Origin of the sequence: Sulfitobacter faviae, assembly GCF_029870955.1 — a bacterium.
GTDB lineage: Bacteria > Pseudomonadota > Alphaproteobacteria > Rhodobacterales > Rhodobacteraceae > Sulfitobacter > Sulfitobacter faviae.
Map to the genome: position 1 here is coordinate 644,324 of NZ_PGFQ01000001.1, position 12,971 is coordinate 657,294.

A 12,971-nucleotide genomic window follows, 5' to 3' on the forward strand; every position below is an offset into this window, starting at 1 on the left:
GCGGCGGGATGCCGTCAAAGCCATTCAGGGATGGTATCGCGGTTTATCATTTCGTCAAAGCTTGGCCGTGGGCGGATAACCGCGAATTGATCGCCGTTCACCAGCACCTCGGGGATCAGGGGCCGCGAATTATACTCGCTGCTCATCACCGCGCCGTAAGCCCCGGCAGAGCGGAAGGCCACCAGATCGCCTGAGCCCAGCACCGGCATCATCCGCTGTTTGGCGAAAGTATCACCGGATTCGCAGACCGGGCCCACGATATCGACGGGGCGCGGTTCGGCCCCCGGGGCGGGTTCGTTCAGCGGCACGATGTCATGCCAAGCGTCATACATGGCAGGGCGGATCAGATCGTTCATCGCGGCGTCGAGGATCAGAAAATCGCGGCCCTCGCCGGATTTGAGATAGATCACCTCGCTCACCAGCACACCTGCGTTGCCTGCGATCAAGCGGCCCGGCTCGATCTCGACCTCGCAGCCCAGATGCCCCAGCGTGCGCTGCACCATCGCGCCGTAATCCGTGGGCAGCGGCGGGGCGGAGTTCGACCGCTCGTAAGGGATGCCCAAGCCGCCGCCAAGGTCGAGCCGCCGGATGTCATGGCCATCGGCGCGCAGCACCTCTGTCAGTTCCGCGACCTTGCCATAGGCTTGCTCAAAGGGGGCGAGATCGGTCAACTGGCTGCCGATATGCACGTCGATGCCCATGATCTCGAGCCCCGGCAGCTTGGCCGCCATGGCATAGACTTCGCGGGCGCGGGCGATGGGGATGCCGAACTTATTCTCGCTCTTGCCGGTGGCGATCTTGGCGTGGGTCTTCGCGTCTACATCCGGGTTCACGCGGATGGTGATCGGGGCCACTTTGCCCACTTCGCGCGCCACGACATCCAGCAGGATCATCTCCGGTTCGCTCTCGACGTTGAACTGGCGGATGCCGCCCGTCAGCGCCAGTTCGATCTCTTCCCGGGTCTTGCCAACGCCGGAGAAGACGATCTTATCGCCCGGCACGCCCGCCGCCTTGGCCCGGCGGTATTCCCCGCCCGAAACCACATCCATCCCCGCCCCCGCCTGCGCGAGCGTGCGCAAGACGGCTTGGTTGGAATTGGCCTTCATCGCATAGCAGACCAGATGGTCCATCCCCGACAGCGCATCGTCAAAAAGGTGGAAATGGCGCAGCAGCGTGGCGGTGGAATAGACATAGACAGGCGTGCCCACGGCAGCGGCAATCTCGGCCAGGCTTACGTCTTCGGCGTGCAACACACCGTCTTTATAGAGAAAATGATCCATCTGCGCTTGGCCCCATGTCGTCACCGCTTATCTGATGGGCGCTGTCCGCAGGAAAAGATAGAGCGGCAGGCCACAGCTCACCCCAATACAGAACGTGGCGGGAATGGCAATCAGGCTGAGGAAATTGCGCCGCACGGCCACTTCGGCAATGATCCAGATGGTCAAAGTGACGGCAGCGATGGTCAGATCCCAGACCAGCCCGCTGGCGGCGGCATTGGCGTGCCATGCGTCCACCATGGCGCTCAGGCTCCAGCCTTCGGCGTTGAACCATGTGACGAAGTAATACATCGGATGCACCGCCCCCCAGACCGCGAGGGCGAGGTAGAGCATCCGCAAAAGCGACATCAGAAACTCTTGACCACGCCGACGGTGGCATAGCCCGACAGGCTGATCCCCGGCTCGGTCGGCGGTGTCGGCGCGGCCTGCCGTGGGCTGGGCTGCGGCGGGGTGCAAGCGGCCAAGGCAAGCGCCCCGGCCACCAGTGTGATCTGCAACAGCGGCCTCACGACCCGGCCCCGAGCGAGACGGAGAACGGCCCGCGGCGCAGCCCCACCGCCGTGCCTACCGAGATGCCCGACGAGGACATGGTGATGCTGCTGCTCGCCGTGGGCCGCACCGGTTCACCATCCGCGCCACAGGCGGCAAGGCTCAACAGGGAAAGGGCCGCAAGGAGGCGCTTCACTTCAGGATTTCCTTCCAACGCGCGATCTGGGCACGCACCTGCGCGGGCGCGGTGCCGCCATAAGACATGCGCGAGTTTACCGAATTTTCGACGCCGAGCACATCAAAAACATCCGCCGTGATCTCGGCATGGACCGATTGCATCTGCTCCAGCGTCAGGTCGGGCAGATCGCAGCCCTGCGCCTCGGCCATGGCGACCAGCGTGCCGGTCACCTGATGCGCGTCGCGGAACGGCAGGTTCGGCACGCGCACCAGCCAGTCGGCGAGATCGGTGGCGGTGGAGAAGCCCGAGCCCGCGGCGGCGGCAAGGTTCTCGCGCTCGGCGGTCATGTCGCCCACCATGCCGGTCATCGCGGCCAGCGCCAGCATCAGGTTGTCGGCAGCGTCAAAGACCTGCTCTTTGTCCTCTTGCATGTCCTTGGAATAGGCCAGCGGCAGCCCCTTCATCACCATCATCAGGGCGGTGTTGGCCCCAAAGATGCGGCCCACCTTGGCGCGAATGAGCTCGGCGGCATCGGGGTTCTTTTTCTGCGGCATGATCGACGAGCCGGTCGAGAAGCGATCCGACAGCGCCACGAAGCGGAACTGCGCGGAGGACCAGATCACCAGTTCCTCGGCGAAGCGCGACAGGTGCATGGCGCAGATGCTGGCGGCTGACATGAATTCCAGCGCGAAGTCGCGGTCGCTCACGGCGTCGAGGGAGTTCGCGGCGGGCCGGTCGAAACCAAGCGCCTCTGCCGTCATCTCGCGGTCGATCGGGAAGGAGGTGCCAGCCAATGCGGCGGCGCCCAGCGGGCATTCGTTCATCCGCGCCCGCGCATCGCGGATGCGCGACAGGTCACGGCCAAACATCTCGACATAGGCCATCATGTGATGCCCCCATGTCACGGGCTGCGCGGTTTGCAGATGCGTAAAGCCCGGCATGACCCAATCGGCCCCCGCTTCGGCCTGAGACAAAAGCGCGCGGATCAGGGCTTGCAGCCCCTCATCGGCGGCGTCCAATTGGTCGCGCACCCAGAGTTTGAAATCGGTCGCGACTTGGTCATTGCGGCTGCGGCCCGTGTGCAGGCGGCCTGCGGGCTCTCCGATCAGGTCTTTCAGCCGTGCCTCCACGTTCATGTGGATGTCTTCGAGCGCGGCGGAGAATTCGAACCGGCCCTCTTCGATCTCTGACAAGATTGTGAGAAGCCCTTCCCGTATCGCGTCAGCGTCGTTATCAGTCAGGATGCCTGTGGCTGCCAGCATGGCGGCATGGGCACGCGACCCTTTGATGTCTTGCGCGGCCATCCGTTTGTCGAACCCGATCGAGGCATTGATCGCCTCCATGATCGCATCCGGTCCGGCGGCGAAACGCCCGCCCCACATTTTGTTCGAGGTCGTGTCGGTCATGTTGAATACCCTTGGAGGGACGTATGAAAAATCTTGTGCTCGGCCTCGTTTATACGCTGCTTGTCGCAGGTGCAAACCCCGCCCTTGCCGGAACGGCTGACATCGCGGGGCTGCGCGAAGGGGACATGAAGAAACTCGTGATCCATGACGCGCCGCAGGCGGCCTCTGACGTGACCTTTGAGCGTGAGGACGATGGCGAGGCGATGTCGCTGGCGGATTACGAAGGCAAGGTCGTGTTGGTGAACTTCTGGGCCACATGGTGCGCACCCTGCCGCAAGGAAATGCCGCAGTTGAATGCCCTGCAAAAGGAATTCGGCGGCGATGATTTTCAGGTGCTGACCATCGCCACGGGGCGCAACTCTGAAGAAGGGATCAAACGGTTCTTCGAGGAAGCCGGCGTCGACAGCCTGCCCCGCCACCAAGACCCGAAGCAAAAGCTCGCCAGCCAGATGGGCGTATTCGGCCTGCCGATCAGCGTGATCCTTGACCGTGAGGGGCGCGAGATTGCCCGGTTGCAGGGCGATGCGAAATGGGATTCCGACAGCGCACGGGCGATCATCGCAGCCCTGATCGAAGAAGGCGCCGAGAGCTAAGCGCCTAACGCGGGGTCGGGCCTCCGGGCCCGGCCCTCAGGCCACATGCTGCAGGATCGCCGCCTCCGAAGTGCTGAGATTGCGCCGCGCGAAACCGCCATAGCTGTGCGGGTCCGTCTCAAGCTGCGGATAGGCCGCCAGCAGCCGCGCCCGGTCCTGCGCGCCAAGGCTGGTGAGCGGGGCCGAGGCGGGGTGAAAGCTCTCGGTTTCGACCCCATTGGCCCACATCACCTGATGTTCGGCCAGCAACACATGGACATAGGTCACCTCACGCAGGGACATATCGCTGGCCACGCTGCGGCCGTTGATCAGGTCCTTGGCGGCGACCAGCACTTCGTCGCAGTTGAACAGATCACGGGCCTGAGCGCCTTGCAGCACGATCCGGTGATCGGGCGAGACCAGCAGCGGGGCGTCGGGCTGGGCAATCCCCAAGGCACCGGGGCGGAAGCGCACGGGGCGCAGATGCGGCATGGCATGTAGCCGCGCGCCTGTCATCCGGCGGCTGCCGATCCACTCCAGCGGCTGTGCGCCATTGTCCTTGGTCTGGATCAGATCGCCCTCGCGCAACTCTTCGATCAAGGCGCTGCCCTTGGGGGTCCGGATGCGGGTGCCGGGGTAAAACAGATCACCCCGCCGCGCTCGGGCCGGTCATCGCGCGCGGGGGTCAGGGTGCTGTGCATCACCCAAAGCTCACTGTCGCGCGGGGCAGTTCATCGACGAACATCAGCAGCGGCATCCGCCCCGGGCCTGCGTCGATCAGGGTGACGGTATAGGTCCGCGCGCCATTGGTGGCCATGAAGCTGTCATCGGGCAGCGGGGCCGTGCCCACGGCGCGCCGCGGCGCGGGCGGCAGCATGCCCCCCTCTTCTAGTGCCGCCCCGATCAGGCGCTGCACCTTGCGGGCCGCGCGTTTGCGCAGCCGCTCTGCCCCGTCCGCCATATCCAGCCGCAGCACATCATTCGGCCCATCCACCCGGATGGTATCCCCGCGCCACGCCCAGGCCGAGCCCAGTTCGAGCGACTGCACCGGCGCGGCCTCCAGACCGTCGATCTCTGTTTGCGACCAGCTGATGACAAACGTGCCCCGAAAGCCCGTTTTCATAACTGCTCTGCCTGCCTCGTTTATTATTGCCAGCAGCCTAGCAAAGCCGGGGGCCGCGCGAAAGATGGCGTGAATGTGGCGGCGCAACCTGTTGCAAATTGATCTTTGCCCCTGCCGCACCGGAGAAGCGCCGCGAAACGCTTGTAAATTGTCAGCGTCTTGGTAACGTCAGAGGGGTCAAACAGCCGGAGGCACCGCATGTCGGAAGAAGTACCCCCCACCCCGTCACGCCGGATCGTCTCTTCACGTCACTTGGCCGAGGGCGATGGCTGGGAGGCCTCCGAACTCGAATATGGCATGATCATTGCCTATAACGCCTTCACGCGCTGGATGTCGCGTTGCATGGCGGCAGCGGGCAATGGCGATCTGACGCCGCTGGAAATCCTCGTGCTGCACAACGCCAACCACCGGGGCCGGGAAAAGCGGCTGACGGATATTTGCTTCCTGCTCAACATCGAAGACACGCATACGGTGAACTACGCGCTGCGCAAGCTGGTGAAGGCCGAATTGCTGAGCGCAGAGAAGCGCGGCAAGGAGGTGTTCTATCGCACCTCGCCTGCGGGCGCCGAGCTATGCGAAGCCTATCGCGCGATCCGTCAGGCGTGTTTTCTGGATGGCTTGCCGCGCACCGATATCTCGGGCGAGGAACTGCGCAAGATTGCGGCGCAGCTTCGGGCGATGTCGGGGCAATATGACCAAGCGAGCCGCGCGGCGGCCTCGCTGTAGAGCGCGGGCGCGAGGGCTGCCCCCCGCGCCTGCCAAAGCTTAGATCAGCGCGGCAATGGCGCGCGCGGTGTCGTTCATGCGGTTCGAGAAACCCCATTCATTGTCATACCAGCTCACCACGCGGATCATGCCGCCATCGGTCACCCGCGTCTGATCGGGCGCGAGGGTGGAGGAATGCGGGTCGTGGTTGAAATCGGTCGAGACGAGCGGCGCGGGCTCATAGGCCAGCACGCCTTTCAACGCGCCATCGGCCGCCTGTTGCATGGCGGCGTTCACCGCCTCTGCCGTGGCGGGTTTCTTGGGCATGATGCACAGGTCCACGAGCGAGACATTGGCCGTCGGCACCCGCACGGCGGACCCTTCGAGCACGCCTTTCAGATGCGGGATCACCTCGGAAATCGCGGCGGCGGCGCCGGTCGAGGTGGGCACCATCGACAGGGCGGCGGCACGGCCACGATAGGGGTCGCGGTGCGGGCTGTCATGGGTCGGCTGGTCGCCGGTATAGGCGTGGATCGTGGTCATATAGCCGGTTTCGATCCCGAAAGTATCGTCCAGCACCTTGGCCACGGGGCGAGGCAGTTGGTGGTGCAGGAGGCGTTGGAGACGATCACGTCTTCGCCGGTCAACTCGTCATGGTTGACGCCGTAGACCACGGTGCGGTCCACACCCTTGCCGGGGGCCGAGATCAACACGCGTTTGCTGCCATTCTCCAAATGTTTCGCCGCCGCATCGCGGGCGGTGAAGAAACCGGTGCATTCATAGGCCACATCGACGTCGCCCCAGGGCAGCATCGCCGGATCGCGCTCTGCCGTCATGCGGATGCTCTGGCCCGCCACATGCAGGGTGCCGTCCTTCAATTCCGCATCCACCGGCAGGCGGCCATGGACGGAGTCGTATTTCAGCAGGTGCAGCAGGTTCTCGGCATCGGTCAAATCGTTGATGGCAACGACTTCGATCCCGTCAAAGCCGTTCTCGATCAGCGCGCGCAGCACGCAGCGTCCGATGCGGCCAAAGCCGTTGATGGCGATTTTAGTGGTCATGGTGAGTCCTCCGGTGGCCCGGTTTCGGGCGGATTGGCGCGGTTAGCGCTAACATAGCATTGGGTGTGATGGAGTTCAATTGGCCAGAGGTAGGAAATCGGCACCCGGTTTCAAGGCGCCGATTTTGGGCCTGTTTTCAGCCCGGTTTTACGAATGTGCGCTATGGCGGCGGCGCACGCTGTCGGGCCGCCCCGGCAGGCTGAGCCGCGCGTCGTTGCGCGCTTGGCGTGAGATCACGCGGCCCTTGGCCACGACGCAGAGCCGGTCGGGCCGCAGGCGCAGCGCCTCGATCGGGTTGCCCGCGTCCAGCACCACCAGCGAGGCGGTCGCGCCAACGCGCAGCCCGTAGTCCTGCAAGCCGAGGATCCGCGCGTTCACATTCGTCACCATGTCAAAACAGCGGCGCATCTCCTCGGGCGAGGTCATCTGCGCCACGTGCAGCCCCATGAAGGCCACGTCGAGCATGTCACCCGTGCCCATGGAATACCACGGGTCCATCACGCAGTCCTGCCCCCAGCCGACGTCGATGCCCATGGCCTGCATCTCCTTCACCCGCGTCAGGCCGCGGCGTTTCGGGAAGCTGTCGTGGCGGCCCTGCAGGGTGATGTTGATCAGGGGATTGGGGATCGCGGCGACCTGCGCTTCGGCCATCAGCGGCAGCAGTTTCGAGACGTAGTAATTATCCATCGAATGCATCGAGGTCAGATGCGAGCCAGCCACCCTGCCCTGCAGCCCGAGGCGTTGAGTCTCATAGGCCAGCGTCTCGATGTGGCGCGAATGGGGGTCGTCGGTCTCATCGCAATGCAGGTCGACCATGAGGCCGCGTTCGGCGGCCAACTCGCACAGCGCGGTGACGGAGCGGGCGCCGTCGGCCATGGTGCGTTCGAAATGCGGGATGCCGCCCACCACGTCGACGCCCATGTCGAGGGCACGGATCGTGTTCTCATGCGCCGTGGGGTCGCGGTAGAGCCCGTCTTGCGGGAAGGCGACGAGTTGCAGGTCGATGTAGTCCTTCACCGTTTCGCGCACGTCGAGTAGGGCTTCGACGCCCAAAAGACGGTCGTCGCAGGTGTCGACATGGCTGCGGATCGCCAGAAGGCCGAGCGAGGCGGCCCAGTCGCAATATTCCAGCGCGCGTGCTTTGACTTCGTCTTGGGTCATCACCTCCTTCAACTCGCCCCAGAGGCCGATGCCTTCGAGCAGGGTTCCCGAGGCGTTGATGCGCGGGGTGCCGTAGCTGAGCGTGGCGTCCATGTGGAAATGCGGGTCAACGAAGGGCGGGCTGACGAGGTCGCCGCTGGCGTCGATGGTCTCGCGGGCCTGCGCCGTGGAGAGGTCTTCGATGGCGGCGATGCGGTCGCCCTTGATGCCGATGTCGGTGCGGCGTCCGTCGGGGAGCGTGCCGCCTTTGATGATGAGGTCGAACATGGGTTGGTCCTTTTCATGGCTATGCGGGCAACCACAAAGGGCAGCCCCCGGCCGCGGGTGGGGGTGAAGCCCCCGCCCAGGGGGCGGTCGGGGGCTGTCCGGCCTGCGGCCGGACGGAACGGTTGAAAGGAAGCGCTTCAGTCAGCGCTCACCTTTGTTGAAGGGCACCATCAGCGCCGCTGGCACCTGCGCCCGGCGCGACATGACGACAAGCGCGAGGATCGACAGGATATAGGGCGCCATCAGGAATATCTGGTAGGGAATATCGGCCCCGAGCGGCGTCTGCTGCACGCGGATCTGTAACGCGTCGAAAGCCGCGAACAGCACCGCGCCCAGAAGCGTCTTGCCCGGCTTCCACGAGCCGAAGACCACCAGCGCGATGCAGATCCAGCCGCGGCCGTTGACCATCTCGAAGAAGAAGGAGTTGAAGGCCGACATGGTCAGGAAGGCCCCGCCCACGGCCATCAGCCCGCTGCCGACCATGACCGCGCCGATGCGGATCGCCGAGACGCTGAGCCCCTGCGCCTCGACCGCCGCCGGGTTCTCCCCCGCCGCGCGCAGGGCGAGGCCCATGGGCGTGCGGTAGAGCACCAGCGTGACCACGAGCACCAGCGCGAAGGCCAGATAGGTCAGCGGGGTCTGGTTGAAGAGCGCGGGACCGATCACCGGGATGTCGGACAGAAGCGGGATTTCCAGCGGCTGGAAGGCCTCGATCTTGGGGGGCGAGGTTACCTCGGGCAGCGCCAGACGGTAGCAATAGTATGTGAGCGAGGTTGCCAGAAGCGTGATGCCGAGGCCCACGACATGCTGGCTGAGGCCGAAGGGCACGGTCAGCACACCGTGCACGAGGCCGAAGGACATGCCCGAAAGCATCGCCACCGCCACGCCGAACCACAGCCCGCCGCCGAGGTAGACGGTAAGCCAGCCGGCGAAAGCGCCGACGACCATGATGCCCTCGATGCCAAGGTTCAGCACCCCGGCCCGCTCGCAAATCAGCTCGCCCAAGGCGGCGAAGATCAGCGGCGAGGCGATGCGGATCGCGGCGGTCCAGAAGCTCGCCTGAAGGAGAATGTCGAAAATATCCATCAGTCGCGCCTCACCCGGAATTTCGTGAGCATGATCGCCAGCACCATCGCCAGCAGCGCCAGCGCCAGCATGATGTCGGCGAGGTAGGTGGGCACGCCCGCGGCGCGGCTCATGCTGTCGGCGCCGACGAAGATGCCGGCGACGAAGAGTGCCGCGACCACCACGCCCAAGGGGTTCAAGAGCGCCAGCATGGCGACGATGATGCCGGTGTAGCCAAAGCCCGGCGAGATATCCAAGGTGAGGTTGCCCTTAAGCCCCGCCACCTCGGAAAAGCCCGCCAGCGCGGCAAGGCCGCCCGACAAGAGCGCCGTCTTGATCAGCACGGCATTCACCGGAATGCCCGCGAACCGTGCAGCGGCGGGGTTCAGCCCCACCGCGCGCATCTCGTAGCCCAGCGTGCTGCGGCGCTGGATCACCCAGACGACGAGGGCCGAGATCAGCGCGAGGGCAAAGCCCCAGTGCAGCCGCAGCCCCTCGGCGATGCGCGGCAGACGCGCCTCCCCGATTAGCCGCGCGGACTTGGGCCAGCCGAGGCCCATCGGGTCCTTCAGCGGCCCTTCGAGCAGCATGGAGACCCAGAGCAGCACGACGAAGTTCAGCAGAAGCGTGGTGACCACCTCATCGACGCCGAAGCGGGTTTTGAGGAAGGTCGGCACCAGCAGCACCACGGCCCCGGCGAGCATGGCGGCGACGGCAATCGTCGGCAGGAGCGCGAAGCTGGGCCATGCCAGCGCGCCGGTGCCCAGCACCACGGTGACCACCGCGCCCATGTAAAGCTGCGCCTCGGCGCCGATGTTCCACAGTTTCGCGCGGAAGGCGACGGCGACGGCAAGCCCGGTGAAGATCAGCGGGGTGGCGCGGTTGAGCGTCTCCAGCAGGGCGAACTTCGAGCCGAAGGCGCCCTTGACGATGAGGCCCAGCACCGAGAACGGCTGTGCACCGGCGACCATCGCGAGCAGTGAGGCGATAACCACGGTGGCGAGCAGCGCCAGCGCGGGCAGGCCCAGCGAGCGGGTCCATGTGGGGTTGGCGACGGGTTCAAGCCGCATGGGAGGTCTCCTCGAATCCATCGCCCGCCATCCAGACGCCGAGCTCGGCGGGGGTGAGCGCGCCGCGTGCGAAGGGGGGCGAAAGGCGGCCTTCGGAGATCACGTGGATCACGTCCGACAGCGCCGTGACCTCGTCGAGGTCTTCCGAGATCAGCAGCACCGCCGCGCCGCGGTCGCGGGCGGCCAAGAGTTGTTCGTGCACGTAGGTGAGCGCCCCGATGTCGAGGCCGCGCACCGGTTGGTTGGCCAGCACCACCGAAGGCGCGGTTTCTAGCACCCGGCCCAAGATCAGCTTTTGCATGTTGCCGCCCGACAGAAGGCGGATACGCGTTTCGGGGCCGGGGCAGCGCACGTCGTAGCCCTTGATGATCTTGGCGGCGAAATCGCGGGCGGCGCGCCAGTTCATCCAGCCGTGGCGGGAAAAACCGGGGCGAGAGTAAAGCTCGAGCACCGCGTTCTCGGTGAGGTCGAAATCGGCGATGGTGCCGGTCTTGTGCCGGTCCTCGGGGATGCGGGCGATGCCCGCGCCGATGGCGGCATGGGGCGACCAGCCGCGCGGGGCGTCGCCTTTCACATGAAACGTGCCGGAGGCAGGGCGAATGAGGCCGCCGATGAGGTCCGCAAGCGCCGTCTGCCCGTTGCCGGAAACCCCGGCGAGGCCGGTGATCTGGCCCGCGCGCAGTTCCAGATCGACATTCTTCAGCCCCGGAGCGCTGCCGACGTCCGGGGTGCTGACGCCTTGCAGCGTCACCAGCGCGGCACCCGGATCAGCACGGCGCACAACAGGGGCGGCGACCTCGGAGCCCACCATCATCTGCGCCATCGCGGCGCGGTCGGTCTCGGTGGTCTTGGCTTCGGCTACCAACTTGCCATGTCGCAGCACCACGACGCGCGAGGAGATCGCCATGACCTCGTGCAGCTTGTGCGAGATGAAAATGACCGAAAGGCCAAGGGCGACCGCTTTTCGCATGGTGGCGAAGAGGTCCTCGGTCTCCTGCGGGGTCAGCACGGCGGTCGGCTCGTCGAGGATCAGGATACGCGCCTCGCGGTAGAGGGCTTTCAGGATCTCGACCCGCTGCCGCTCGCCCACGCTGAGGCTGCCGACCTGCGCATCGGGGTCCACGCGCAGACCGTAGTCCTCCATCAGCGCCACGATCTTTTGTCGCGCCTGCGCCCGGCCAAAGCCGGGGCGCCAGATTGAGCGGGTGCCGAGGACGATGTTTTCGAGAACGCTCATGTTGTCCGCGAGCGTGAAATGCTGGTGCACCATGCCGACACCGGCGGCCAGCGCCGCGCGCGGATTGCCGGCAGGCAGGCGTTCGCCGAACACTTCGACATGGCCCTCGTCGGGCGTGTAGTGGCCGAAGAGGATATTCATCAGCGTGGTCTTGCCCGCGCCGTTTTCGCCCAGCAGGGCAATGACCTCGCCCTGCCGCAGATCGAAGGAGATCGCGTCATTGGCGGTGAGCTTGCCAAATCGCTTGGTAATGCCATCGAGGCGCAGGACCACCTGCGCCTCGGGGTTTTGATCGGTCATTTAGTTGGACTTCGGCTCTTCGTCGTTGATCTCGACCGTGAAGGACCCGTCGCGGATCGCCTTCTCGCGCTCCTCGATGAGGTCCATCGCCTCCTGCGGGACCTTGCCCTCGAAGGTGCCCAGAGGCGCCAGCGAGGAGCCGTTCTCGGCCATGAAGGAATAGCGGCCGTAGTCGTCGGCCTTGAACTCGCCCGCCTTCACCGCGGCGATGGCGGCATCGAGCGTCGGCTCGAAATGCCACAGGGCGGAGGCGACGACGGTCTCGGGGTATTCGGCCTGGGTGTCGATCACGTTGCCGATCGCCAGCACGCCCTTCTCCTGCGCCGCGTCCGAGACGCCGAAGCGCTCGGCATAAAGCACGTCGGCGCCCTGCTCGACCATGGCAAAGGCGGTTTCCTTGGCCTTGGGCGGATCGAACCAGGAGCCGATGAAGCTGACCTGGAACTTGATGTCGGGGTTCATCTCGCGCGCACCGGCCATGAAGGCATGCATCAGGCGGTTCACCTCAGGGATCGGGAAGCCGCCGACCATGCCGATGTTGCCGCTCTCGGTCATCGACCCTGCTACGATCCCCGACAGATACGCCGCGTCCTGAATGTAGTTGTCGAAGACCGCGAAATTCGGCAGCGCATCGTCCTGCTTGAAGCTGGAACCCATGAGAAAGGCAACCTCGGGGTAATCGGCGGCGACCTCGCGCGCCTCGGCCTCGGCGCCGAAAACCTCGCCCACGATCAACTGGTTACCGGCCTCGGCATATTCACGCAGCACCCGCGCGTAATCGGTGTTGGAGACATTCTCGGTGAAGGTATATTCAATGTCGCCGCGTTCCTGCGCCGCCTCGGCGGCCTTGTGGATGCGGCTGACCCACTGCTGTTCCACCGGCACGGTATAGACGCCCGCGACCTTGATCGGCTCGGCGGCCAGCGCGCCCTGCGGCAAAAGGCTGGCACCCGCCAGCATGGCCGCCGTGCCCAATAGGAAGCGGCGTGTGAAATTGCGTTGTGTCATTTTTATCCCCCGTTGGTTAGGTATTTTACCGTTTGATAAAATATTTTACCTG

Annotated in this window: 12 protein-coding genes and 2 pseudogenes; 2 read left to right on the top strand and 12 right to left on the bottom strand. The window is 65.2% G+C overall.

Annotation, left to right across the window (positions count from 1 at the left end):
• Nucleotides 1-14: 14 nt before the first annotated feature.
• From lysA to argH, 5 genes are read right to left on the bottom strand one after another with little or no spacing between them, the layout of a single operon-like run.
• The gene (lysA, locus tag CUR85_RS03450) at nt 15-1,280 is read right to left on the bottom strand and encodes a diaminopimelate decarboxylase (protein WP_067262175.1); all 1,266 of its coding nucleotides are present in this window, start codon (nt 1,278-1,280) and stop codon (nt 15-17) included.
• A 27-nt stretch (nt 1,281-1,307) separates the two neighbouring features.
• Entirely contained in the window at nt 1,308-1,625 is a 318-nt protein-coding gene (locus CUR85_RS03455; RefSeq protein ID WP_067262174.1) for a DUF2834 domain-containing protein, read from the bottom strand.
• The gene (locus tag CUR85_RS03460; protein ID WP_156505620.1) at nt 1,625-1,774 is read right to left on the bottom strand and encodes a hypothetical protein; all 150 of its coding nucleotides are present in this window, start codon (nt 1,772-1,774) and stop codon (nt 1,625-1,627) included. The genes CUR85_RS03455 and CUR85_RS03460 overlap by 1 nt, the downstream gene beginning before the upstream one ends.
• 8 nt (nt 1,775-1,782) lie before the next feature.
• Nucleotides 1,783-1,962, bottom strand: coding sequence for a hypothetical protein (locus CUR85_RS03465; RefSeq protein ID WP_067262173.1), 180 nt, complete (start codon nt 1,960-1,962; stop codon nt 1,783-1,785).
• Nucleotides 1,959-3,350 (bottom strand): argininosuccinate lyase, encoded by a 1,392-nt coding sequence (argH, locus tag CUR85_RS03470; protein WP_067262166.1) that lies wholly within the window; start codon nt 3,348-3,350, stop codon nt 1,959-1,961. The genes CUR85_RS03465 and argH overlap by 4 nt, the downstream gene beginning before the upstream one ends.
• Nucleotides 3,351-3,373: 23 nt before the next feature.
• Here argH and CUR85_RS03475 point away from each other — a divergent pair, with 23 nt between their 5' ends.
• On the top strand, nt 3,374-3,943 hold the full coding sequence (locus CUR85_RS03475; RefSeq protein ID WP_067262164.1) for a TlpA family protein disulfide reductase: 570 nt from the start codon (nt 3,374-3,376) through the stop codon (nt 3,941-3,943).
• A gap of 36 nt (nt 3,944-3,979) precedes the next feature.
• Here the strand turns inward: CUR85_RS03475 and CUR85_RS03480 are convergent.
• A pseudogene (locus CUR85_RS03480) lies at nt 3,980-5,045 on the bottom strand (Hint domain-containing protein).
• 198 nt (nt 5,046-5,243) lie between these two features.
• On the opposite strand from CUR85_RS03480, the gene CUR85_RS03485 reads away from it, so the two are divergent.
• The gene (locus CUR85_RS03485; protein WP_067262160.1) at nt 5,244-5,771 is read left to right on the top strand and encodes a winged helix DNA-binding protein; all 528 of its coding nucleotides are present in this window, start codon (nt 5,244-5,246) and stop codon (nt 5,769-5,771) included.
• A gap of 39 nt (nt 5,772-5,810) precedes the next feature.
• On the opposite strand, the pseudogene gap reads toward CUR85_RS03485, so the two are convergent.
• From gap to CUR85_RS03515, 6 genes and pseudogenes are all read right to left on the bottom strand, one after another.
• Nucleotides 5,811-6,811: pseudogene (gene gap, locus CUR85_RS03490) on the bottom strand (type I glyceraldehyde-3-phosphate dehydrogenase).
• A 147-nt stretch (nt 6,812-6,958) separates the two neighbouring features.
• Nucleotides 6,959-8,239, bottom strand: a complete 1,281-nt coding sequence (locus CUR85_RS03495) for an amidohydrolase family protein (RefSeq protein ID WP_067262156.1) — start codon at nt 8,237-8,239, stop codon at nt 6,959-6,961.
• 141 nt (nt 8,240-8,380) lie between these two features.
• Nucleotides 8,381-9,325 (bottom strand): ABC transporter permease, encoded by a 945-nt coding sequence (locus CUR85_RS03500; RefSeq protein WP_067262155.1) that lies wholly within the window; start codon nt 9,323-9,325, stop codon nt 8,381-8,383.
• Complete coding sequence (locus CUR85_RS03505) at nt 9,325-10,374, bottom strand: ABC transporter permease (protein WP_067262148.1); 1,050 nt, start codon at nt 10,372-10,374, stop codon at nt 9,325-9,327. The genes CUR85_RS03500 and CUR85_RS03505 overlap by 1 nt, the downstream gene beginning before the upstream one ends.
• Entirely contained in the window at nt 10,364-11,911 is a 1,548-nt protein-coding gene (locus tag CUR85_RS03510; protein WP_067262145.1) for an ABC transporter ATP-binding protein, read from the bottom strand. The genes CUR85_RS03505 and CUR85_RS03510 overlap by 11 nt, the downstream gene beginning before the upstream one ends.
• On the bottom strand, nt 11,912-12,919 hold the full coding sequence (locus CUR85_RS03515) for a BMP family protein (RefSeq protein ID WP_067262144.1): 1,008 nt from the start codon (nt 12,917-12,919) through the stop codon (nt 11,912-11,914).
• Nucleotides 12,920-12,971: the final 52 nt, after the last annotated feature.